Source organism: Streptomyces sp. NPDC059582 (assembly GCF_042735715.1).
Classification (GTDB): domain Bacteria; phylum Actinomycetota; class Actinomycetes; order Streptomycetales; family Streptomycetaceae; genus Streptomyces.
In genome coordinates this window covers 107,904-128,615 of the sequence record NZ_JBHWCC010000003.1, presented here as the reverse complement: position 1 = coordinate 128,615, position 20,712 = coordinate 107,904, and the positions used below count along the sequence as shown (strand labels likewise).

The 20,712-nt window shown below is 72.7% G+C and carries 20 protein-coding genes; 11 read left to right on the top strand and 9 right to left on the bottom strand.

Going from position 1 to position 20,712, the window contains the following annotated elements; translation table 11 throughout:
• Positions 1-93 precede the first annotated feature (93 nt).
• Complete coding sequence (locus ACFV0T_RS04200) at positions 94-480, bottom strand: winged helix-turn-helix transcriptional regulator (RefSeq protein ID WP_385774215.1); 387 nt, start codon at positions 478-480, stop codon at positions 94-96.
• Between the two features lie 121 nt (positions 481-601).
• Between ACFV0T_RS04200 and ACFV0T_RS04195 the strand changes: the two genes are divergently transcribed.
• The 3 genes from ACFV0T_RS04195 to ACFV0T_RS04185 all read left to right on the top strand — a co-directional run bounded on the left by ACFV0T_RS04195 (position 602) and on the right by ACFV0T_RS04185 (position 2,385).
• Positions 602-1,255 carry an FMN-dependent NADH-azoreductase gene (locus ACFV0T_RS04195; RefSeq protein ID WP_385774213.1) on the top strand — a complete coding sequence of 218 codons (654 nt, stop codon included), beginning with the start codon at positions 602-604 and terminating at the stop codon, positions 1,253-1,255.
• 62 nt (positions 1,256-1,317) lie between these two features.
• On the top strand, positions 1,318-1,749 hold the full coding sequence (locus ACFV0T_RS04190) for a VOC family protein (RefSeq protein ID WP_385774211.1): 432 nt from the start codon (positions 1,318-1,320) through the stop codon (positions 1,747-1,749).
• 54 nt (positions 1,750-1,803) lie between these two features.
• Positions 1,804-2,385 (top strand): PadR family transcriptional regulator, encoded by a 582-nt coding sequence (locus ACFV0T_RS04185; protein ID WP_385774210.1) that lies wholly within the window; start codon positions 1,804-1,806, stop codon positions 2,383-2,385.
• Positions 2,386-2,442: 57 nt separating this feature from the next.
• Here the strand turns inward: ACFV0T_RS04185 and ACFV0T_RS04180 are convergent, their stop codons facing one another.
• Positions 2,443-3,453 carry an FkbM family methyltransferase gene (locus ACFV0T_RS04180; RefSeq protein ID WP_385774208.1) on the bottom strand — a complete coding sequence of 337 codons (1,011 nt, stop codon included), beginning with the start codon at positions 3,451-3,453 and terminating at the stop codon, positions 2,443-2,445.
• A 205-nt stretch (positions 3,454-3,658) separates the two neighbouring features.
• On the opposite strand from ACFV0T_RS04180, the gene ACFV0T_RS04175 reads away from it, so the two are divergent.
• Entirely contained in the window at positions 3,659-4,540 is an 882-nt protein-coding gene (locus ACFV0T_RS04175; protein ID WP_385774206.1) for an LLM class F420-dependent oxidoreductase, read from the top strand.
• A gap of 58 nt (positions 4,541-4,598) precedes the next feature.
• On the opposite strand, the gene ACFV0T_RS04170 is transcribed toward ACFV0T_RS04175, so the two are convergent.
• Positions 4,599-5,162, bottom strand: coding sequence for an NAD(P)H-dependent oxidoreductase (locus ACFV0T_RS04170; protein ID WP_385774204.1), 564 nt, complete (start codon positions 5,160-5,162; stop codon positions 4,599-4,601).
• A 101-nt stretch (positions 5,163-5,263) separates the two neighbouring features.
• Between ACFV0T_RS04170 and ACFV0T_RS04165 the strand changes: the two genes are divergently transcribed.
• The 3 genes from ACFV0T_RS04165 (at position 5,264) to ACFV0T_RS04155 (ending at position 9,250) form a co-directional block, all read left to right on the top strand.
• Positions 5,264-5,944, top strand: a complete 681-nt coding sequence (locus tag ACFV0T_RS04165; protein WP_385774202.1) for a TetR/AcrR family transcriptional regulator — start codon at positions 5,264-5,266, stop codon at positions 5,942-5,944.
• Positions 5,945-6,185: 241 nt separating this feature from the next.
• Positions 6,186-7,220 carry a LacI family DNA-binding transcriptional regulator gene (locus ACFV0T_RS04160; protein ID WP_385774200.1) on the top strand — a complete coding sequence of 345 codons (1,035 nt, stop codon included), beginning with the start codon at positions 6,186-6,188 and terminating at the stop codon, positions 7,218-7,220.
• Between the two features lie 593 nt (positions 7,221-7,813).
• Complete coding sequence (locus ACFV0T_RS04155) at positions 7,814-9,250, top strand: aldehyde dehydrogenase family protein (RefSeq protein WP_385774198.1); 1,437 nt, start codon at positions 7,814-7,816, stop codon at positions 9,248-9,250.
• Positions 9,251-9,311: 61 nt separating this feature from the next.
• On the opposite strand, the gene trxA is transcribed toward ACFV0T_RS04155, so the two are convergent.
• Positions 9,312-9,698: a thioredoxin gene (gene trxA, locus ACFV0T_RS04150; RefSeq protein WP_385774196.1), complete on the bottom strand. Its 387-nt coding sequence runs from the start codon at positions 9,696-9,698 to the stop codon at positions 9,312-9,314.
• A 131-nt stretch (positions 9,699-9,829) separates the two neighbouring features.
• On the opposite strand from trxA, the gene ACFV0T_RS04145 reads away from it, so the two are divergent.
• Positions 9,830-11,260, top strand: coding sequence for a dihydrolipoyl dehydrogenase family protein (locus ACFV0T_RS04145; RefSeq protein WP_385774194.1), 1,431 nt, complete (start codon positions 9,830-9,832; stop codon positions 11,258-11,260).
• Positions 11,261-11,348: 88 nt separating this feature from the next.
• On the opposite strand, the gene ACFV0T_RS04140 is transcribed toward ACFV0T_RS04145, so the two are convergent.
• Positions 11,349-11,996 carry a peptide deformylase gene (locus ACFV0T_RS04140; protein WP_385774192.1) on the bottom strand — a complete coding sequence of 216 codons (648 nt, stop codon included), beginning with the start codon at positions 11,994-11,996 and terminating at the stop codon, positions 11,349-11,351.
• Between the two features lie 157 nt (positions 11,997-12,153).
• Here ACFV0T_RS04140 and ACFV0T_RS04135 point away from each other — a divergent pair, with 157 nt between their 5' ends.
• On the top strand, positions 12,154-13,569 hold the full coding sequence (locus tag ACFV0T_RS04135) for a PepSY-associated TM helix domain-containing protein (RefSeq protein ID WP_385774190.1): 1,416 nt from the start codon (positions 12,154-12,156) through the stop codon (positions 13,567-13,569).
• A gap of 106 nt (positions 13,570-13,675) precedes the next feature.
• Here the strand turns inward: ACFV0T_RS04135 and ACFV0T_RS04130 are convergent, their stop codons facing one another.
• From ACFV0T_RS04130 to ACFV0T_RS04115, 4 genes are all read right to left on the bottom strand, one after another.
• Positions 13,676-14,023: a tetratricopeptide repeat protein gene (locus ACFV0T_RS04130; protein WP_385774188.1), complete on the bottom strand. Its 348-nt coding sequence runs from the start codon at positions 14,021-14,023 to the stop codon at positions 13,676-13,678.
• Positions 14,024-14,099: 76 nt separating this feature from the next.
• Positions 14,100-16,172, bottom strand: a complete 2,073-nt coding sequence (locus tag ACFV0T_RS04125; RefSeq protein ID WP_385774186.1) for an MMPL family transporter — start codon at positions 16,170-16,172, stop codon at positions 14,100-14,102.
• Positions 16,173-16,436: 264 nt separating this feature from the next.
• Positions 16,437-17,180 carry a hypothetical protein gene (locus ACFV0T_RS04120; protein ID WP_385774184.1) on the bottom strand — a complete coding sequence of 248 codons (744 nt, stop codon included), beginning with the start codon at positions 17,178-17,180 and terminating at the stop codon, positions 16,437-16,439.
• Positions 17,177-17,797, bottom strand: a complete 621-nt coding sequence (locus ACFV0T_RS04115) for a TetR/AcrR family transcriptional regulator (RefSeq protein WP_385774182.1) — start codon at positions 17,795-17,797, stop codon at positions 17,177-17,179. The genes ACFV0T_RS04120 and ACFV0T_RS04115 overlap by 4 nt, the downstream gene beginning before the upstream one ends.
• 157 nt (positions 17,798-17,954) lie before the next feature.
• On the opposite strand from ACFV0T_RS04115, the gene ACFV0T_RS04110 reads away from it, so the two are divergent.
• Positions 17,955-18,920 carry a pirin family protein gene (locus ACFV0T_RS04110; RefSeq protein WP_385774180.1) on the top strand — a complete coding sequence of 322 codons (966 nt, stop codon included), beginning with the start codon at positions 17,955-17,957 and terminating at the stop codon, positions 18,918-18,920.
• Between the two features lie 96 nt (positions 18,921-19,016).
• The gene (locus ACFV0T_RS04105) at positions 19,017-20,567 is read left to right on the top strand and encodes a M1 family metallopeptidase (protein ID WP_385774178.1); all 1,551 of its coding nucleotides are present in this window, start codon (positions 19,017-19,019) and stop codon (positions 20,565-20,567) included.
• The last annotated feature ends 145 nt before the right edge of the window (positions 20,568-20,712 follow it).

The window sequence follows — 20,712 nt, the reverse complement described above, 5'->3', positions numbered from 1 at the left end:
AATCTCCGAACCTCGTTCGGATTCTCGAACAGGTGAGCCCGAGGGGAAGCCGCAACGTGACCAGACCCCCCTCACGCCCGGACGGCCACCGGGTCAGTTCGCCGCCGTCTCCCCGCAGGGTTCGCTGTCCGGCAGATGCGTCTCGGCCCACCGTCGGAGTTCCTCCAGGGCGGGCGCCAGCGCGCGCCCCGACGCGGTCAGCTCGTAGGAGACCCGCAGTGGCGGACCCTCGTCGACCTCGCGCACCACCAGTTTGGCCGTGCCGAGCTCCGTCAGCCGATCCGACAGCATGCGCTCGCTGATGCCGGGCACGGCCCGGCGCAGGTCGGCGAAGTACGCCGGCCCCCCGAGCAGGACGGCCACGATCGGACCCGTCCACCTCTTGCCCAGCAGGCCGAAGACGCGCGTGATACCGCCGTCCACCTGTGAGCACGCCGCTGGGCTGTGGGTCGCTTCGCTCCGGACCCCGTCGATCGCCATGCGCCCAGGATACCGCCTGAAAATTCGGGGATGAAAAATAGTAAGTACCTGTGTTATCTATAGCTAGGTACGAAACCTCAGCCCACCTCCCCCGGTGGGCACCGTATGTCTGGAGACACCCATGGCCACGTTGCTGCACATCGACTCGTCCGTGTTCCCCCACGGGGCGTCCGCGTCCCGTTCCGTCACGGACGCCTTCCGCAAGACCTGGCAGGAGCAGCACCCACAGGGCACGGTGATCTACCGCGACCTCGCCACGAACCCCGTCCCGCACCTGACCGCGGACGCCCACACGGCCGGCTTCGCCGACCCCGCCACACACACGCCCGAGCAGGCCGCGGCCTTCGCCGAGCGGGTGCGGCTGGTGGAGGAGCTGGAACGGGCGGACGCGGTGGTCATCGGCGCCCCGATGTACAACTTCACGATCCCGTCGACCCTCAAGGCGTGGCTGGACAACGTGATCCTGATGGGTCGCACCGCCATGACGGAGGAGTCCAGGATCAAGGGCACCCCGGTCACTGTGATCGCCAGCCGCGGCGGCTCCTACGCCCCCGGCACCCCGCGCGAGGGCTTCGAATACGTACAGAACTACCTGGAGGCCGTCCTGCGCGACACCCTCGCCCTGGACCTCGACTTCATCGTCCCCGAGCTCACGATGGCCCCGCACAACCCGGCGATGTCCGAGCTCGTCCCGCTGTTCGAGGCCTCGCGTGAGCGCGCCCACCAGGACGCGGTCGTCAAGGCCAAGGAGGTCGTGGAGCGCCTCGCGGCCTGACCGACGCGCGGTCCGTCCCGGCCTCCCGGCGCCCGGTCGCCGGGCACGGCACAGTGGTGGACATGAACGCGGCTGACGACAGCGGGGGCCTGGGCCGGGCGGTGCACGTGGCGACCAGGCTCCCGGCCCAGGACCTGGACCGGGCGCGGCGCTTCTACTCCGCACAGCTCGGTCTGGAGCCCGTCGACGAACGGCCCGGCGGGCTGCTGTACCGGTGCGGGGGCACGGAGTTCGTGCTCTTCCGGTCGACGGGAGCCTCGCCCGGCACCTTCACGCAGATGGCGTGGACGGTCGACGACCTCGAAAGGGTCGTCGTGGAGCTCCGGCGGCGCGGTGTGGTGTTCGAAGAGGTCGACGTACCCGGGATGCGGACCAGGGACGGGATCGCCGAGGTCGAGGGCAACTACCCGAGCAAGGGCGCCCGGGGCGAGCGCGGCGCCTGGTTCCGGGACAGCGAGGGGAACCTGCTGGGCATCGGCGAGCCGGTCCGCTGAGCGGCTCGGCTCGGCCCGGACGTCGGCTGATCAGCGGGTGTTAGTTTGGGCCGCATGGCTCTGCGTAACGCGGTGATGGCCGCCCTTCTGGAGGGTGAGGCGTCCGGGTACGACCTTGCGAAGGGATTCGAGGCCTCGGTCGCCAACTTCTGGATGGCCACCCCGCAGCAGATCTACCGGGAGCTGGAACGCATGGCGGGCGAGGGGCTCGTCGCCGCGCGCATGGTGCGGCAGGAGCGTCGGCCCGACAAGCGGCTCTTCTCGCTCACCGAGGCCGGGCTCGACGCCGTTCGCGCCTTCCTCGCCGAGGACCCGGCGAAGCCGCTCGCCATCCGTGACGAGCTGCTGGTCAAGGTGCAGTGCGTCGACCTCGGCGACCTCGAGGTCGTCCGCGCCGAGATCGTCCGGCGCACGGAGCGGTCCGCCGCCAAGCTCGCCCGGTACGAACGCGGCCGCGAGCGCCTCCTGGCCGGACGTTCCGAGGACGAGTACTGCGCGACCGGCGAGCGCATCGGCCCCTACCTCACCCTGCAGGCGGGCCTCGCCCTCGAACGCGCCAACGTCCGGTGGGGCGAGCTGGCCGTCCGGCTGCTCGCGCAGCGTGCCGCCGCGCTCGCCGCACCCGCGCACGGCTGACCCCCGGCCGCCCTGGCGAAGCCACGGCGCCGGGGGAAGCGCGGCGGTGGGGTCGGCTCAGTCCGTCCCGGGGACCGCGTCCGCGCGCATCATCACGCAGTCGAACTCGATCACGCGCCCGGTCTGTGCCTCCCGGGTCACCGGGTACATCCCCGTGATCCCGAAGCCGCCGGCCTCGTACACACCGATCGCCTCGGTCATCGGCGGGCTGCCCTCGTACAGCCGCAGCACGGCGACCTCCGACTGCAGGCCGACGAACTCCGCGACCCGGTCCCCGCCACCGGCGAACACCTCGAGGTCGTAGCCCTGGGTGTCCATCTTGAGGAACGGGCGGGGCTCGTCGATGCCGTCGAGGGCCTTCTCCATCATCGAGTCCAGCCGCCGGATCTCGATCTCCTCGCTGTCGCTCTTCGCGAACCGGAGATAGCGGTCCTTGCCGTACTCGCTGGGCGGGAGCAGGGAGTTCATCGTGTTCCAGCCCGTGTGGATGGTGCTGGCGGTGTCCTCACGGCCGAGGCCGTACCGGTACACCCACCAGTCCGGGTCGTCCGCGGCGGCCTTCTCCAGTACGGCGAAGTGCTCAGACGTGGGCTCGAAGGAGACGATCCGGCCGGTGTAGCCGAACCGGCGCAGCCGCCGGGCGTACTGGCCCCGGTTGGCCCCGACGTCGAAGACGCAGTTCACGCCGTAGAGCTCCAGCATCGCGGCCACGTGCTGCGGGCAGAGGTACTCGGCCGCCGCGAGTTGCAGCTTGCGCTCGTCGTTGCCGGCCGCCGGGTCGAGGAGCAGCCGCGCTCCGCTGTCGCCGAGGCGGACGGAGGTCGCCTGCGCGACGCCCTCCTCCCGCTGGGCGCGGGTCCTGCGGCGCCGGACCACCCAGGTGTCCTCACCGGCCCCGGCCACCGTGTACCGGCCGTCGTCCCGGGCCAGCACGTCGGCACCCGGTCCCAACGGGATCCGGACCCGCCCGCCGCGCCGCGAGACCACAGCGGCACCGGGGCCGAGATCGGTCACCTGCAAGCCCAGTCGGGGCATCAACTTGAGCAGTCTTCGGTAAGCGGTCTGCATCGCTTCACCCTTGCAGACGAGACGGTCGGCCGTCGCCCCTATGAATGAGATTTGACTACCCGGTGAACGATGTCCGTCGCCTTCGCCCGGCCCGGCCCGGCTCTGCTCCGCCTGCGTCCGCCCGACAGGTTCCGCTTGACTTCGAGAGCGCTCGAAGCCCTAGCGTCACAAGGGTCGGACACGATCCGGGAGAGCGGAGACGGACATGCGTGTGGGTGTGCACATCAACCGGTTCGACCACGCCGGGGGCGCGCCCGCGCTCGGTGCCGAGCTCGCCGCGGCGGGCGTCGCGGCCGAGGCGGCGGGTGTCAGCCGGCTGTCGGTCATGGACCACTACTTCCAGATGGAGTTCAACGGCGGTGCCGAGGCTCCGATGCTGGAGGCCTACACGACCCTCGCCTACCTCGCCGGACACACCTCCACCGTGCGGCTGGGGGCGCTCGTGACCGGGGTGACCTACCGGCATCCCGGACTGCTCGCCAAGATCGCCACCACGCTGGACGTGGTCTCCGGTGGCCGGGCCACGCTGGGCATCGGGGCGGCCTGGTACGACCGGGAGCACGACGGGCTCGGTGTGTCGTTCCCGCCGGTCGCGGAGCGTTTCGAGCGGCTGGAGGAGACGCTGCGGATCTGCTTGCAGATGTGGGACCCGCAGGACGACGGCCCGTTCGAGGGCAAGTACTACCAGCTCGCCGAGACCCTGTGCGTGCCTGCGCCGCTCAGCGTGCCGCACCCCGAGATCATGATCGGCGGCGGTGGCGAGCGGAAGACGCTGCGGCTGGTCGCGCGGTACGCGGACGCCTGCAACCTGATCGCCGCCTCGCCCGAGGAGATCCGGCACAAGCTCGGCGTGCTGCGCGGGCACTGCGAGAACGAGGGGCGCGCCTACGACTCGATCCGCAAGACGATCGCGTACACCGGCGAACCCGCGACCACCGGCGACACCGAGACCTTCCTGCGGGACATCGACGGCTACGCGGGCCTCGGCATCGACACCGTGATCCTCGCCCCGCGCCTGGGCGAGCCCGCCGCCTGGATCGAGCGCTTCGTGGCCCCGGTCGTGCCGCTCCTGGCCGAGCTCGACTGACACGCGTGCGGGGACCGGGTCCCGAAGGCTCCGGCCCCCGCGGCAGCGGTGACGACGGTCAGGCGGCGGCGACGTCCGCGGCGTGGCTGTGCAGACGGGCGACGACCTCGGTCAGCTGGGCGGCGACCTCGGCGTCGTCGACCGGGTGGGTCTCCGCGAAGCGGACGACGGACCCCGGGATGGACAGCTTGACGTCCTCGAGCACCGTGCCGCCGGCGATGCCCACGGCCTTGCGGGTCTCGTCCTGCGCCCACACGCCGCCGAACTGGCCGTAGGCGGTGCCCGCCACGGCGACGGGCTTGCCCGTGAAGGCGCCGGCGCCGTACGGACGGGACAGCCAGTCGATGGCGTTCTTCAGGACGGCCGGGATGGTGCCGTTGTACTCGGGCGAGAAGAGCAGGAAGGCGTCGGAGGCGCCGGCGGCGGCGCGCAGCTTCGCGGCGGCGGCCGGGACGTCGCCCTCCACGTCGATGTCCTCGTTGTAGAACGGGATGTCGGCCAGGCCCTCGAACACCTCGACCTCGGCGCCGGCGGGGGCGAGCTTGACGGCGGCTTCGGCGAGCTGGCGGTTGTGCGAACCGGCGCGGAGGCTACCGACGAGCGCGAGGATACGAACGGACATGTGGGGGCTCCCAAGATGCTGAAACATTGCTGACACGATCCGGACCGAGGTCCGTTTAAATCTGTATCACTGTAACCGGACCGCGGTCCAGTTTCATCCGCATGCTTTACGCTGTGTTCATGTCCACACAGCTGCCGCCCTTCACGACACCGGAACGGCCGGTCGAAGAGCCCGAGTTGTTGCAGCTGGGCGTCATGGAGGACGAGCCGTGCCTGCGCGCCGACGCCGCGCGCAACCGGGCCCGGCTGCTGGACGCCGCCGCTCGGCTGATCGCGGAGCACGGCGCCGCGGGCGTCACGATGGAGGCGGTGGCCGCGCAGGCCTGCGTGGGCAAGGGGACGGTCTTCCGCCGCTTCGGCGACCGCACCGGCCTGCTCACGGCGCTGCTCGACCATTCCGAGCGGAAGTTCCAGGCCGCGTTCCTCGGCGGGCCGCCGCCGCTGGGGCCCGGAGCGCCGCCGGTGGAGCGGCTGCGGGCGTTCGGCTGGGCACTGCTGCGCCGCTTCGTTGACGAACTGGACCTGCAGCTGGCGGCGGAGTCGACCCCGGAGCGCCGCTACGCCGTACCGGCCCGCCAGGTGCAACACGCGCATGTCGTCATGCTGCTGCGGCTGGCCGTTCCGGACGCGGACTGCGAGCTGCTCGCCCACACGCTGATGGCGCAGCTCAACCCGGTGCTGATCCACCATCTGACCAAGCAGCGTGGCATGCCCCTGGAGCGTCTCGAGGCGGGCTGGACGGACATGGTCGCCCGCGTCACCTGTACCGAGCCGCCCCGCTGAGCCGGTCTCAGCCGTGGGCGGCGGTGCCCGAGCAGGCCCGCGCCGAGCGCGAAGAGCGTGCCGCCCCCGAGGACCTCCGCGCCGACCGGGTGACGTACGCCGGCCACGAACAGGTCCGCCTCGCGCTTTTCGTGGATCGAGTGCCCGCGAGGCGCCCCACCCTCGCGCCGTTGGTTGCATCGTCAACGGCCTTCCCCCGCCCGGGATCCCCGTCCGGGCTTCTGCCAAGATGCGGTACGTCATGGTGGAGATACCGAAATCGCCCCCGCCCTCGTCGCCCGCGCCGCGCGCCGTCCCCACGAGCGCCGATGTGGCCCGAGTGGCCGGCGTCTCGCGCGCGACCGTCTCCTACGTCCTCAACAACACCAGCGCCGTACGGATCAGCGAGCCCACCCGCCGCCGCGTCCATCAGGCCGCGAAGGAACTGGGCTACGTCCCGCACGCGGCGGCCCGCAGTCTGCGCGCCGGGCACAGCCGCATGGTGCTCATGCCCGCGCCGGCCGTCCAGGCCGGTCCGCTCTACAGCCAGTTCCTCAACGAACTCCAGTGGGCGCTCGGCCGGTTCGACTACACGGTCGTGCAGTACGGCACCGTCGGGGTGCACGGTGACGAGGCCGCCCGCGCCTGGGCCGAACTCCGCCCGGTCGCCGTCCTCGTCCCCGGTGCCGGTCTCGGCCCGCAGGGCGTGGCCGTGCTCAAGCGCTCCGGCGCCCGCGCGGTGGTCACCCTCGGCCCCGAGTCCGTCGAGGGCGCGCACGCCCTGCTCATGGACCACGAGGGCGTCGGCCGAGCCGCCGCCGCCCACCTGTACGCCCGCGGCCGCCGCCGGGTGGGTGTCGTCGTCCCCACCGAAACCGGCTTGGAGGGTTTCTCCCGGCCCCGCCTCGCCGGGGTGCGCGACGCGCTGGCCGGCACCGACGCCACGGTCGTCGAGCTGCCCCTCGACTACGAGGAGGAGTCCGCCGCCCGGCTCGCCGCCCGCTGGCGTGAGCTCGGCCTCGACGCGGTGTTCGCGTACAACGACGAGTACGCGATGCTGCTGATGCGCGCCCTGCAGGACGAGGGCGTCCGGATCCCCGGCGAGACGGCCGTCATCGGCGCCGACGACCTCATGCTCGGCCGGCTGCTGCGGCCCCGGCTGAGCACGGTCCACATCGAGCTGCCGTCCGGCCGCGACCTCGCCGAACTGGTCGACCGCGCGGTGCGCGACCCCGGCGCCGAGCCCGAGACACACCGCGTCCTGGGAGCCTCGGTGGTGCACCGCGACTCCAGCTGACGCGACCGATGGCGCGCGGACTTGGTGCGCCCCCGGCTCGCCGCCGTCGGCCGCTGTCGCTCACCGGGGACGCCGGCCACGTCATTCCCGGGCCCGCCGCCTGTTCGTCCCTGGGTCCGCCGCCTGTTCGTCCCTGGGTCCGCCGCCTGTTCGTCCCTGGGCTCGCCCCCCCGTTCGTTCCCCGGTCCGCCCTCCCCGCATCGAGCCCGGGGAGGCCGCCCACACGTGCCGCCGACCGGCGCCAAGGGGCTCGACCTGGCAGTCTCCGACGTACGCGTCCTGGCCCGGACGCCGCGCTCGCCGAGTGGCGCCGCACCGACTCCCGGCGGCTGCCCGGTGCCGGCTCCGGGTCGTGTCCCGGCCCGTGTGGGACAGGCCGGCCGCTTCTCGTCCGTGTGTGACAGGCGGCACTCTTTTCGTACGACCCTGACTAGGATGTTGCGCGCTCAACCAGATCGGGATGCGTTCGACCACCGGATGCGGCTCGCACGGCTGCGCCGGATCACCGTGTCCCGCCGCGCGGCCGCCGAACCGGCCGCGCACCACACGGGACTCCCGCACCGAGTCCCGCCGGTCACGAACGGAGAGCCGCCATGCCGTTGCTCGACCCCAAGACCTGGCAGTCCCGGACAACCACCGGGCCGGAGTACGCCGTCACCGAGCCCGCCACCGGCGACACCCTGGGCACGGTCACCCTGGCCGCAGCCGAGGACGTCCGTACGGCCGCGGCCGACGCCCACGCCGCCCAAGGGGAGTGGGCGCGCCTGCCGCACTTCGTCCGTGCCGGGGTGCTGCGCAGGGCCGGCGACCTGTTCGCGGCGCACGCCGACGAACTGCGCGAGTGGATCGTCCGTGAGGCGGGGTCCGTCCCCGGCAAGGCCGACTTCGAACTGCACGTCGCGGCCCAGGAGTGCTATGAGGCCGCCGCCCTGGCCTCCCGCCCGGCCGGACAGGTCCTGCCCAGCGAGGCGCCCCGGCTGTCGTACACCCGGCGCGTCCCGGTCGGTGTGGTGGGTGTGATCGCCCCGTTCAACGCCCCGCTGATCCTGTCCATCCGCTCGGTCGCCCCGGCCCTCGCCCTCGGCAACGCGGTCGTCCTGAAGCCCGACCCGCGCACGGCGGTCTGCGGCGGCCTCGCCCTGGCCGCGGTGTTCGCGGCGGCGGGCCTGCCCGAGGGCCTGCTCCACGTGCTGCCCGGCGGGCCCGAGGCCGGGCAGGCGCTGGTCGCCGACCCGCAGGTGCCCGTCGTGTCCTTCACCGGCTCCACCGCGGCGGGACGCGCCGTCGGGGAGGCGGCCGGACGGCACCTGAAGCGGGCACATCTGGAGCTGGGCGGCAATTCCGCCCTGATCGTGCTGGAGGACGCCGATCTCGACGCGGTGATCTCCACGGCCGCCTGGGGCTCGTTCTTCCACCAGGGCCAGATCTGCATGACGACCGGCCGCCACCTGGTGCACCGGTCCCTGTACGCGGAGTACGTCGCGCGGCTCGCCGCCAAGGCCGACGCCCTCGCGGTCGGCGACCCGCACCGCGCGCGGGTCGACCTCGGCCCGCTGATCGACGCCACCCAGCTCGCCAAGGTGCACGGCCTGGTCGAGGCCAGCATCGCCCAGGGAGCCAAGCTCGCCGCGGGCGGCACCCACGAGGAACTGTTCTACCGGCCGACCGTCCTCGCGGACGCCGACGACCGCACCCCCGCCTACGCGCAGGAGGTCTTCGGCCCGGTCGCGCCCGTGCGCTCCTTCGCCACCCCGCAGGAGGCCGCGGCACTGGCCGCCGAGGGACCCTACGGCCTCTCCCTGGGCATCGTCACCCGCGACACCGCCCGCGGCCTCGACCTCGCCGAGCGGATCCCGACCGGCATCGTCCACATCAACGACCAGACGGTGAACGACGAGGCCGTGGCGCCCTTCGGGGGCGTCGCCGCGTCCGGCACCGGCGCCCGCTTCGGCGGCGAGGCCAATCTGGAGGCCTTCACCGACGTGCGCTGGACGACGGTGCGCCCGGACGTGGCGCCCTACCCCTTCTAGGGACTCGTCCCCTCCCCGCCCGGGGATTCTTCCCAGGGACCCCGCCGGGAACTGCTCGCCCCTACTCGCCCTGCGCCTGCGCCTGCTCCTGCTGTTCGGCGATGCTCTTGCGGACCTCGTCCATGTCCAGCTTCCGGGCCTGGCCGATGACGTCCGTGAGAGCGGGCTCGGGCAGCGCTCCGGGCTGGGCGAACACGGCCACCTGGTCGCGGACGATCATCAGCGTCGGAATGGACTGGATACCGAAGGCCGCGGCCAGCTCCGGCTGCGCCTCGGTGTCGATCTTGCCGAAGACCAGGTCCGGGTTCGCCTCGGCGGCCTTCTCGTAGACCGGCGCGAACTGACGGCACGGCCCGCACCAGGCAGCCCAGAAGTCGATGAGGACGAACTCGTTCTCCGTCACCGTCTGGTCGAAGTTCTCCTTGGTCAGCTCCACGGTGCTGCTCATGCGTACATCCCTCTTTCTGGTGTGGGGGCGAAACCGTCCGCACAACACGGCCGGACGGGGAGGTATTCCGCTGGGTATGCGGCGCACGTACCCGTGTGGCCTCCGGGCACACCACCCAGCAGACTGTGCCCATGACGGAAACGGAATCCATCGCGTACGACGTCGTGGTGCTCGGGGCCGGGCCCGTGGGGGAGAACGTGGCCGACCGCACCCGCGCGGCCGGCCTGTCCACCGCGGTCGTGGAGAGCGAACTGGTCGGCGGCGAATGTTCCTACTGGGCCTGCATGCCCAGCAAGGCCCTGCTGCGCCCGGTCATCGCCCGCGCCGACGCCCGCCGTGTGCCGGGCCTGCGCCAGGCGGTGCAGGGCCCCCTCGACGCGGCCGCGGTCCTCGCCCACCGCGACTACTACACCTCCCACTGGAAGGACGACGGCCAGGTGCGGTGGCTGGACGGCATCGGCGCCGTCCTCCACCGCGGTCACGGGCGCCTCGCGGGACCCCGCACGGTGACCGTGACCGGCCCCGACGGCGAGCGGCACGTCCTCACCGCCCGGCACGCCGTCGCCGTGTGCACCGGCACCCGCGCCCAGCTGCCCCCGCTGCCGGGCCTCGCCGACGTGCGGCCCTGGACCAGCCGGGAGGCCACCAGCGCGCAGGCGGTGCCCGGACGGCTCGTGGTGGTGGGCGGCGGTGTGGTCGCCACCGAGATGGCCACCGCCTGGCGGGCCCTCGGCTCGCAGGTCACCGTCCTCGTCCGCGGCAAGGGCCTGCTGCCCCGCATGGAGCCGTTCGCCGGCGAACTGGTCGCCGAGGGACTCACCGAGGCGGGCGTCGACGTCCGTACCGGCACGTCCGTGGAGTCGGTGACCCGGGAGAACGGCACGGTCGTGGTCGTCACCGGCACCGGCGACCGTATCGAGGCCGACGAGATCCTGTTCGCCACCGGCCGCGTCCCGCACACCGACGACATCGGCCTCGACACGATCGGCCTGGAGCCCGGCTCCTGGCTCCCGGTCGACGACAGCCTGCGGGTGTCCGGCAGCGAGTGGCTGTACGCGGTCGGCGACGTCAACCACCGCGCCCTGCTCACCCACCAGGGCAAGTACCAGGCCCGCATCGCGGGCGCCGCGATCGCCGCCCGCGCGGCCGGGGTGCCCGTCCTGGAGACGGACCCCTGGGGCGCGCACTCCGCGACGGCCGACCACGGCGCCGTCCCCCAGGTGGTCTTCACCGACCCGGAGGCGGCGGCGGTAGGCCTGTCCCTGGTGGAAGCCGAACAGGCCGGCCACCGGGTGCGCGCCGTAGACGTGGACATGTCCTCCGTGGCGGGCGCCGGGCTCTTCGGCCACGGTTACCGCGGTCGCGCCCGGATGGTCGTCGACCTCGACCGTGAGGTGCTTCTCGGTGTCACCTTCGTCGGCCCCGGCGTCGGCGAGCTGATCCACTCGGCGACCGTCGCCGTCGCCGGAGAGGTGCCGATCGGCAGGCTCTGGCACGCGGTTCCGTCGTATCCGACGATCAGCGAGGTGTGGCTGCGGCTGTTGGAGGCGTACCGGGGCTGATCCGGCCGGAGAATGGGGAGCAGGGGTCTCGCGGGCGTCGACCACGGTCGGTCGCCCGCGGAGTCGCCCCGGGCGCCCGCGGACCCGGTCAGCCCGGCAGCTCGAACCCCAGGGCCTTCGCGGCCTCCTCGGGCGTCGCAGCCGCCCAGCGCTCCAGCATCGCCTGGTTCGAGGACAGTGAACGCGGCTCCGCCCGGTCGAGGTAGAGCATGCCGTCCAGGTGGTCCGTCTCGTGCTGCACGATCCGGGCGGGCCAGCCGGTGAACACCTCGTCCAGTGCCCGGCCGTGCTCGTCCTCGCCGGTCAGCCGCACCTCGGCCGGCCGCGCCACCACAGCTTGCCAGCCGGGCACGCTCAGGCAGCCCTCGAAGAACGCGGCGCGGGCGGTGCCGACCGGCTCGTACGACGGATTGACCAGCACCCGGAACGGCTGCGGCACGCGGCCACGGGCCAGCCGCACCTCCTCGGGCACCGGCGCCGGGTCCTCGACGACCGCGATCCGCAGCGGCACGCCCACCTGCGGTGCCGCGAGGCCGACCCCCGGCGCCGCGCGCATGGTGACGCGCAGCGCCTCGACGAAACGGGCCAGCAGCGCGGGGTCCAGCTCGCCGTCGTAGCGCTCGGTGCCGCGCCGCAGCACCGGGTCGCCCGCCGCGACGATGGGCAACGGGCCGTCGGTGACGAGGAGTTCCTCGACCAGTTCGACAAGGGGTGTGCGCGCGCTCGGAGATGCCATCGAGCCAGCATGCCACGGCGCTCCGCGTCCACCGGCACCGCTGTGTGACGCACACCACTCGATATGCCGGGAACTCGGCCGCGTTCCGCTCCGACTACTGGACCGCCACGATCACCGTCATGGCAGCCCACGTCCCCGACCGCCGGAGAAGCCGCCGATGACCACCGCTCCCTCGACCACCACGGACGAGGTCCCGAAACCCGCCGCGCCCGCCCCGTCCCCGCGCGGCTGGGCAGCCCCCCTGCGCCCGCTGATCCTGCGTCTGCACTTCTACGCGGGCGTGCTGGTCGCGCCCTTCCTGCTCGTCGCCGCGGTCACCGGCCTGCTGTACGCCGGCTCCTATCAGGCCGAGAAGCTCGTCTACGCCCACGAGTTGACCGTGCCCGTCGGTGACACCGAGCTCCCCATCTCCGAGCAGGTGGCCGCCGCCCGCACGGCGCACCCCGAGGGCACCGTCACGGCCGTACGGCCCTCCCCGGAGCCGGACGCGACCACCAGGGTGCTGCTCTCCGGCGTCGAGGGTGTCGACGCCGGCCACTCCTACGCGGTGTTCGTCGACCCGTACACCGGCAAGGTGCGCGGCGCCCTCGAACAGTACGGCTCGTCCGGCGCGTTGCCGCTGCGCACCTGGATCAGCGAACTCCACCGCAACCTGCACCTCGGCGAGAGCGGCCGCCTCTACAGCGAGCTCGCCGCGAGCTGGCTGTGGGTCGTCGCGCTGGGCGGCCTGGTGCTGTGGTTCTCGCGCCGCCGCGCCCTGCGCAAGGTGCGCGGCACCAGCGGGCGGCGCCGCACGCTGAGCCTGCACGGCAGCGTCGGCGTGTGGGCCGCGGCCGGTTTCGTGTTCCTCTCGGCGACCGGCCTGACCTGGTCGACGTACGCCGGGGCGAACATCGACGAACTGCGCACCTCGCTCGGCCAGGCCACCCCGTCGGTGTCCGCGGCGGCCGGCGGCGGCGAGCACGCCGGGCACGACGCGGCCGCCGCCTCCGGCGGGGACGCCGGGCACGGCGTCGGCCTCGACCGGATCCTCGCCGCCGCGCGCGCCGAAGGGCTGAGCGACCCGGTGGAGATCGTCCCGCCCGCGGACGCCTCTTCCGCGTACGTGGTCAAGCAGATACAGCGCGGCTGGCCCACGAAGCAGGACGCGGTCGCGGTCGACCCGGCCACCGGCGAGGTCACGGACATCCTGCGGTTCGCGGACTACCCGGTGCTCGCCAAGCTGACCCGCTGGGGCATCGACCTGCACTCCGGCAGCCTGTTCGGACTGGCCAACCAGATCGTGCTGATGCTGCTCGCGCTGTCGCTGGTGCTGCTGATCGTGTGGGGCTACCGCATGTGGTGGCAGCGCGGCCGCGGCTCGGCCTTCGGTCGGCCCGTCCCGCGTGGCGCCTGGCAGCAGGTGCCGCCGTACGTCCTGGTCCCGGGGCTGGCGGCGGTCGCCGTCCTCGGCTACCTCGTGCCGCTGCTCGGCATTCCGCTGGCCTGTTTCGTCGTCGCCGACGTGGTCCTCGGCGAGATCGCGCACCGGCGGGCGCGGCGGACCTCCGCGAGCGGGGCGGCGGCCGAGTGAGGTGAGGTGGCCGGGGGCGGGTCGGCGCGCCCGGTGTTTCCTGGTCCTGCACGTGGCGACGCCGTTGTCGCGGCGTGCAGGACCAGGAGCTGTGGCGGGTCCGTTCTCAGACCTGCTCGAAGTCGCCCGCGAGCGCCGAGGCGATCCGCAGGTGCGAGGCGGCCTCCTCGTGGCGGCCCTGGCGCTCCAGGGTGCGGCCCAGCATCAGCCGGGCGTAGTGCTCGACCGGGTCGCGCTCCACGATGACGCGCAACTCGGTCTCCGCGCGGCGCAGTTGGGCCGAGTGGTAGTAGGCGCGGGCCAGCAGCAGCCGCGGGGCGGTCTGCTCCGGCACCTCCTCGACCAGCCCGCCCAGTACGCGCGCGGCGGCGGCGTATTCCTTGGCGTCGAAGAACATCCCGGCTCGCTCCCAGCGCTCCGCCGTCGTTCCGTGGTCGTAGTACGTCGTGTCCACTCGTGACCTCCTTCGGGGGCGACAACGGAGCAAGGTAGTTCAATATTCCACCACCTTGGGGCGGAGTCCCGAGGGGTCAGACGGCGAGGTGCGGCAGCCGTCGGTCCAGCCACCCGGGGAGCCACCAGTTGCCGCGCCCCAGCAGGAACATCAGGGACGGCACCAGCACGAGACGGACGACGGTGGCGTCGAGGATGACGCTGATGGCGAGGCCGAGTGCCAGCATCTTCACCACGACGGTCGGCGACCCGGTGAAGGACAGGAACACGACCGTCATGATCATCGCGGCGCAGCTGATCACCCGTCCGGTCACCGACAGGCCCGTGCCGACGGACCGTTCGTTGTCGTGCGTGGCGTGCCACTCCTCGGCGATACGGGAGAGCAGGAAGACCTCGTAGTCCATGGACAGGCCGAAGACGATGGCGAACATCATCATGGGCACGTAGGACTCGATCGGCACGGGTTCGCTCAGGCCGAGCAGGCGGTCGCCCCACCCCCACTGGAAGACCGCGACGAGGACGCCGTACGAGGCGCCGGTGGTCAGGAGGTTGAGGACGACCGCCTTGAGCGGGATCACCAGGCTGCGGAAGGCCACCATCAGCAGCAGGAACGCGCAGACCAGGACGATACCGATGATCAGGGGCAGGCGTTCGGTGACGGTGTCACGGAACTCGAACGTACCGGCGGTGCTGCCGGTCAGGTAGGCCGTCGCGCCGGTGCCCTTCAGTGTCCCGGGCAGCGTGCGGTCGGTCAGGGTGTCGAACAGGGTGCCGGTCTTCGCGGACCGGGGGCCGGTGGTGGGAGTGAGCGTGGTGACGAGGATCCTGCCGTCCTCGGTGAGGTGCGGCGGGGTGACGCGGGCGACGCCGTACGTCTTCTCCAGGCCGTCGGTCAGCGCACGGGCTGTCCGTTCGGCGGGTTGGGTCGCGTGCCGGAGGTCGACCACGACGGTGAACGGGCCGTCGGCACCCGGGCCGTAGCCGGGTCCGTCGGCCTGGGCGATCCAGTCGTAGGCGGTGCGGGTGGTGCTGCCGGCCGGGTCGGCGCCGGCGTCGATGTGTCCCAGGCGCATGGAGAACAGCGGGATCGCGCAGAGTCCCACGACGACGAGCCCGGCGGTGAGGAACTTCCCGGGGTGACGGGCGACCAGGCGCGCGTAGCGGTGCCAGCCGTCGTGGTCGCCCGAGGTCTCGGCGACCGGGCGCCGCACACGCAGCCTGTCGACCCGGTGTCCCACCAGCCCCATGGCGGCGGGTACCAGGGTGAGCGCCGCGAGGGCGGTGACGAGGACGGCAGTGGTGGCGGCGATCCCCAGCCGGCCGATCAGGCTCAGGCCACTGGCGTACAGGCTGAGCAGGGCCACCGAGACGGTGAGGGCCGCGACGAGGACGGCCTTGCCGCTGCCGGCGGTGGTGCGGCCGACGGCCGTCTCGGTGTCGTACCCGTCGATCAGGTCCTGGCGGAACCGGGTGATCAGGAAGAGGGCGTAGTCGATGCCGACGCCGAGCCCGAGCATCGTGGCCAGCGTCGGCGCCGAGGTGGCGAAGGTGAGGGCGCCGGCGACGATGCCGACGACACCCAGTCCGACGCCGACGCTGATGATCGCGGTCACCAGCGGCATGACGGCGGCGGCGATGCTGCCGAACGCGAGCAGCAGGACGAGCAGTGCGGCGGCGAGGCCCGTGAGCTCGGCGGCGAGGTCGTTGGCGGGGGTACGCGCGATGGTGTGCAGGTCGCCGCCGTAGCCGACGTCGATGCCCGCGGCCCTGGCGGGTGCCGTCGCCTCGTCGAGCTGGTCGGTGTACTCGAGGCCGAGCGCCTTGAGGTCCTGGTCGAAGGAGACCGTCGCGTAGGCGGTGGCGCCGTCCGTGCTGGTCACCGGCGTCGAGACGGCGGTGACGTGCGGCAGGTCCCGCAGCCGCTCGAGTGAGGTGGCGAGCCCGTCCGTGCCGGCGGACAGCTTGCCGGAGCCGACATGGAAGACGACCTTCCCGTTGGGGTCGGCGAGCGCCGGGTCGGACGCCTTCAGCAGGTCGGCGCCGGTCTGGGTCCGGCTGCCGGGCAGATTCACCTCGTCGCTGTACGTCGCCCCGACCGTGTGCTGGCCCAGGAGCGCGGCGGCCAGCACCAGGAGCCAGGCGGCGATCACCCACAGCGGGTGCCGGGCGCAGAAGGCGCCGGTGCGGTGCGGCGCGGACGGGCGCAGGGTGCGGGGGGTGGGAGAAGGAGATGCGGGAGGAGCGGGAGACGGAGGTGCGGGGGGAGAGGAGGAAGGAGAGGACACCGGGCCTCCAGTAGGGCGCGACAGGGCCGCCACCGCGGAAGTGGCAGGGCTGACACAACCCGAAACTGGCAGGACTGTCAATTGGCATGGGCGACAGTTTTGCCGCGCCCTCCGGTCCCCCCGGCCGGTTCAGGCTGTACGCCCCCCGGCGGTGCAGGCCGCGGCCGCGGACCCCCTGGCGGAGGTCTTCCCGGTGTCGGGCGACAGCCGGAACTCCAGGGCGAGCCCGGCGTCCCCCGCGTGGGCGCCGGTGAGCACGGTGCCGGCGGGCAGCGAGCCGATGTCCACGGTGCGGGGCTTGAGCCGGTCGGCGAGCTGGGAGGCACCGGGCAGCGCGGACAGCGCCTGGACGGACAGGTCGCGGCCGAAGACGTCGACGCTCGCGGGCGTGACGGTGAGGGTGTGCGAGGTGGTGGAGAGGTCCGTCACCACGGTGACGGGTATCCCGGCGGCGCCCGCGGTGCCGGTGAGGGTGAGATGGGTGCCGTCGGTGCCGGGCTTCAGGTCGCCGCCGTCGTCCGGCAGGCGTCCGCCCAGTCCGGCGTAGGGGACGGTGGCCGTCGCGGTGCCGCCCGACGAGCCGCCGTCCGTGGACACGTCGTGCAGGGACGCGTCGATGCTCAGCTCGGTCCCCTGGCGCCGTACCCCCTCGGCGCTGACGTGGACGGTGCCCACGCTGCCGGTCAGGGTCCTGAGGCCGGCGAGGGTGTCGGCGAGATCCACGGAGACGTCCTTGGCGTCGAGGCGGCAGGCGGCGGTCTCGGCGACGCGCCGCTCCACCTTGTGCTCCACGACGAGATCGGCCGCCCCGGCCGCCGCGACGGCGGCGACGGCGCAGCCGGTGATGAGGATGACGCGACGGGGGTTCTTCACGGTGTGGTGGCTCCGATCGAGGACAGGATGGCGAAGGCTTCGGGCAGCAGGCGTTCGGGTTCCACCGGCAGACCGGCCTGGCGGCGGTTGCGCAGGGTGCGCAGGACCGCCCGTGCCGCGGACAGGGCGGAGTTGGCGATCACGGCCGCCCGCAGGTCGGCGTCGGGCGTGTGCGCGGGCATGCGCTGGGCGACGAGTTCGGTGAGCCGCTCCTCGAACTCGGCGAACTGATGGGCCAGGGCGACCCGCGCGTGCTCGCGCACCTCGTCGATCGGATGCCCCAGCGCGGTCAGACTGCTGCCGGCGAAGTAGGCGGCCACGTCACTCAGCGCGCCGCAGGTCGCCTGGAGGGCGCTCTCGCTCTCCGGCCGGGCGAGGAACGCGGTCTCGATCCGGGCGTAGAGCTCGGCACCGTCCGGCAGGAGCAGGGCTTCCTTGCTGTCGAAGTAGCGGAAGAACGTCCGCTCGGACACGTTCGCCCCGGCCGCGATGTCGGCGACCGTCGTCTGTGCGAAGCCGTGGTCGCGGAACAGGCGGCTCGCGGCCTCGCGCAGGTTGCGCCGGGTCTCGTCCTTCTTGCGCTCCCGCAGTCCGGGGGCCGGGGTTCTCGTCGCCATGCCGCCACCCTCACTTTTTCCGCTGGTTCTGTCAATTGTCATAGCTGCCACTTTCCTGCGGATGGTCGTCCGGCGCTCGGACGACACAGAGTAGGCGGGGTCCGGAGCCCGAACGACGGACTGACGGGGCGGGCCCGCCGGGGCTAGGTTGGGCGGTATGAGCAATCTTGATCGCGAGCCGGTTCCCGCCGTCTGCGGCGGCCGTGGTTTCGTCGTGGCGGAGCCGGTACGCGAACTCCTCAGCCCTCGCCGCGTCAGGCTCGGCGAGTCCACCGAGGTCCGCCGGCTGCTGCCCAACCTGGGTCGGCGCATGGTGGGCGCCTGGTGCTTCGTGGATCACTACGGCCCCGACGACATCGCAGACGAGCCCGGCATGCAGGTGCCCCCGCACCCGCACATGGGGCTTCAGACGGTGAGCTGGCTGCACGAGGGCGAGGTGCTCCACCGCGACTCCACCGGCAGCCTCCAGACGATCCGCCCCCGCGAACTGGGGCTGATGACCTCGGGCCGGGCCATCAGTCACTCGGAGGAGAGCCCCAGGTCGCATGCCCGCTTCCTGCACGGGGCGCAGCTGTGGGTGGCCCTGCCCGACAGCGACCGGCACACCGACCCGCACTTCGAACACCACGCCGAGCTGCCCGTCGTCACCGCGCCGGGACTGAAGGCCACGCTGATCCTCGGCGGCCTCGACGGCGTGACCTCGCCCGGGACGACGTACACCCCGATCGTCGGCGCGGACCTGGCCCTCGCCGCCGGCGCGGACGTGCGTCTGCCCGTGGAGCCGGACTTCGAGTACGCCGTGCTGTCCATGTCCGGCGAGGCCCGGGTGGACGGCGTGCCGTTGCTGCCCGGCTCGATGCTCTACCTCGGCTGCGGCCGGCGCGAGTTGCCGCTGCGCGCCGAGTCGGACGCGGCACTGATGCTCCTGGGCGGTGAGCCGTTCGAGGAGGAGCTGATCATGTTCTGGAACTGGATCGGCCGGACCGAGGAAGAGATCGTGCGGGCTCGCCGGGACTGGATGGAGGGCACCCGGTTCGGCGAGGTGAAGGGCTACGAGGGCGACCCGCTGCCGGCCCCCGAACTGCCGTCGGTGCCGCTGAAGCCGCGGGGGAGGGCGCGCTGAACCGGGCGGCCCAGGTGTAGTCCGTGCGAGCGGGCGGCAGAGAGGTGATACAGGAACATATGTCGCTATAGAAATATTTGCTGACATAGTGCCGGCATGGAGATCACCACGGGAGAACCGGGCCGCCGTGGGCGCCGCCGCGGTCTCGTCACCCGCCGCACCGCCCTCGCCGGTGCCGCCGGGATCACCGGAGTCGGCGTGCTCGTCGGGCTTGTCGGGCTTGTCGGGGGCGTCCCCCACGGCGGCCACCGCTCCCCGGGCCGCCCCGGCCCCTCGGCGATCCCGTCCCCCGGCGCCCCCGGCATCGGAGACCCGCTCATGCCGCTCGACGGCAACGGCGGCTACACGGTCCGCCATTACACGCTCGCCTTCGACTGGCGGGCACCACGGACCCCCTTCGCGGCCGAGGCCACCGTCGACGCCACCGCCACCCAGGCCCTGTCCCGCTTCGACCTCGACTTCGCGGGCAACACCCTGCACACGGTCACCGTCGACGGCGCACCTGCGAACGCCGTACGCGACGGCGACGAACTCGTCGTCACCCCCGCGAAGCCGATCCCGCAGGGCCGCGCCTTCACCGTGCGGGTCGCCTACACCGCCGATCCGACCCAGCGACGCCACCGCGGCGACGCGATCGCGGAGTACGGCTGGGTGCCCACGCCCGACGGAACCGTGCTGTACGCACAGCCCGACGGCGCCAAGATGATCTTCCCGGCGAACGACCACCCGAGTCTGCGGGCGCCCGTCACCTTCCGCGTCACCACCCCACCGGGGCTCAGCGCGGTGGCCAACGGACGGCTCGTCGAGCGCGCGAGCCGTCCCGACGGACGGGTCCGGTGGACGTACGACTCCGAGCAGCCGGTCGCGGCCCAGCTGATCCAGCTGGCGATCGGGAAGTTCGCCTTCGTCGACAGCACCGGCCCGCGCGGGCTGCCCGTGCGCGACGTGGTCCCGGACGGGCTGGTCACCGACACCGAGGAGTACCGCTCGCTCACCCCCGGGCACCTGGACTGGCTGGAACAGCGCCTGGGCCCCTACCCCTTCCGCCGATACGGCGTGCTGGTCGGGGACACCGACCTGCCGGTGGCGCTGGAGTCGCAGTCGCTGTCCGTCCTGCCGAGGGCCGACCTGCTCGGCGACCGGGTCGACGCCGAGCGCAACCTCGTGCACGAGCTGGCCCACCACTGGACCGGGGACAGCGTCGCCATCAGACGGTGGTCCGACCTGTGGCTGAGTGAGGGTCATGCCCGTTTCTACGAACGGCTCTACTCCGACACGCACGGCGGCGCAGCCATGGAGGACGCGATGCGGGCCGCGTACGAGGAGCACGACCAGTGGCGTCACGACGACGGGGCGCCCGCCGAACCCACCGAGCCCACGCTCTTCCGGCAGATGCGGTACGACGGATCGGCGCTGGTGCTCTACGCCCTCCGGGAGAAGGTCGGCGAGCAGGCCTTCGACCGGATCGAGCGGGCCTGGGTGACGAAGTATCAGGGCCGGGCCGCGGGCACCCGGGACTTCGTCGCGCTCGCCTCGACGGTCGCCGGTGAGGACCTCGCCCCGTTCCTGACGCCGTGGCTGTACGGGCCGTCCACCCCGCCCATGCCGGGGCACCCCGACTGGGCGGTCGACCCGGTCCAGGACTGAGCCGCCGCAACGCCCGTACTGCCGCCGACCGGGTGGCCTGTGCCGGGCGGCTGGTCCACGCCGGTGACAGTTGGCGCGACGTGGCACGTCGGACACGGAAGCGTACGAGGGGTGGCGTAGAGGGCAACTCCTTTGTCCTGGTTGC

Excerpts from the sequence above, each read along its gene's own strand:
- ACFV0T_RS04165 (WP_385774202.1), top strand. The coding sequence starts at position 5,264 with ATGCTTTACGCTGTGTTCATGTCCACACAGCTGCCGCCCTTCACGACA.
- ACFV0T_RS04145 (WP_385774194.1), top strand. The coding sequence starts at position 9,830 with ATGACGGAAACGGAATCCATCGCGTACGACGTCGTGGTGCTCGGGGCC.
- ACFV0T_RS04135 (WP_385774190.1), top strand. The coding sequence starts at position 12,154 with ATGACCACCGCTCCCTCGACCACCACGGACGAGGTCCCGAAACCCGCC.
- ACFV0T_RS04195 (WP_385774213.1), top strand. The coding sequence starts at position 602 with ATGGCCACGTTGCTGCACATCGACTCGTCCGTGTTCCCCCACGGGGCG.
- ACFV0T_RS04155 (WP_385774198.1), top strand. The coding sequence starts at position 7,814 with ATGCCGTTGCTCGACCCCAAGACCTGGCAGTCCCGGACAACCACCGGG.
- ACFV0T_RS04160 (WP_385774200.1), top strand. The coding sequence starts at position 6,186 with ATGGTGGAGATACCGAAATCGCCCCCGCCCTCGTCGCCCGCGCCGCGC.
- ACFV0T_RS04175 (WP_385774206.1), top strand. The coding sequence starts at position 3,659 with ATGCGTGTGGGTGTGCACATCAACCGGTTCGACCACGCCGGGGGCGCG.
- ACFV0T_RS04140 (WP_385774192.1), bottom strand. The coding sequence starts at position 11,996 with ATGGCATCTCCGAGCGCGCGCACACCCCTTGTCGAACTGGTCGAGGAA.
- ACFV0T_RS04200 (WP_385774215.1), bottom strand. The coding sequence starts at position 480 with ATGGCGATCGACGGGGTCCGGAGCGAAGCGACCCACAGCCCAGCGGCG.
- ACFV0T_RS04190 (WP_385774211.1), top strand. The coding sequence starts at position 1,318 with ATGAACGCGGCTGACGACAGCGGGGGCCTGGGCCGGGCGGTGCACGTG.
- ACFV0T_RS04180 (WP_385774208.1), bottom strand. The coding sequence starts at position 3,453 with ATGCAGACCGCTTACCGAAGACTGCTCAAGTTGATGCCCCGACTGGGC.
- ACFV0T_RS04185 (WP_385774210.1), top strand. The coding sequence starts at position 1,804 with ATGGCTCTGCGTAACGCGGTGATGGCCGCCCTTCTGGAGGGTGAGGCG.
- ACFV0T_RS04110 (WP_385774180.1), top strand. The coding sequence starts at position 17,955 with ATGAGCAATCTTGATCGCGAGCCGGTTCCCGCCGTCTGCGGCGGCCGT.
- ACFV0T_RS04105 (WP_385774178.1), top strand. The coding sequence starts at position 19,017 with ATGGAGATCACCACGGGAGAACCGGGCCGCCGTGGGCGCCGCCGCGGT.
- trxA (WP_385774196.1), bottom strand. The coding sequence starts at position 9,698 with ATGAGCAGCACCGTGGAGCTGACCAAGGAGAACTTCGACCAGACGGTG.
- ACFV0T_RS04115 (WP_385774182.1), bottom strand. The coding sequence starts at position 17,797 with ATGGCGACGAGAACCCCGGCCCCCGGACTGCGGGAGCGCAAGAAGGAC.
- ACFV0T_RS04170 (WP_385774204.1), bottom strand. The coding sequence starts at position 5,162 with ATGTCCGTTCGTATCCTCGCGCTCGTCGGTAGCCTCCGCGCCGGTTCG.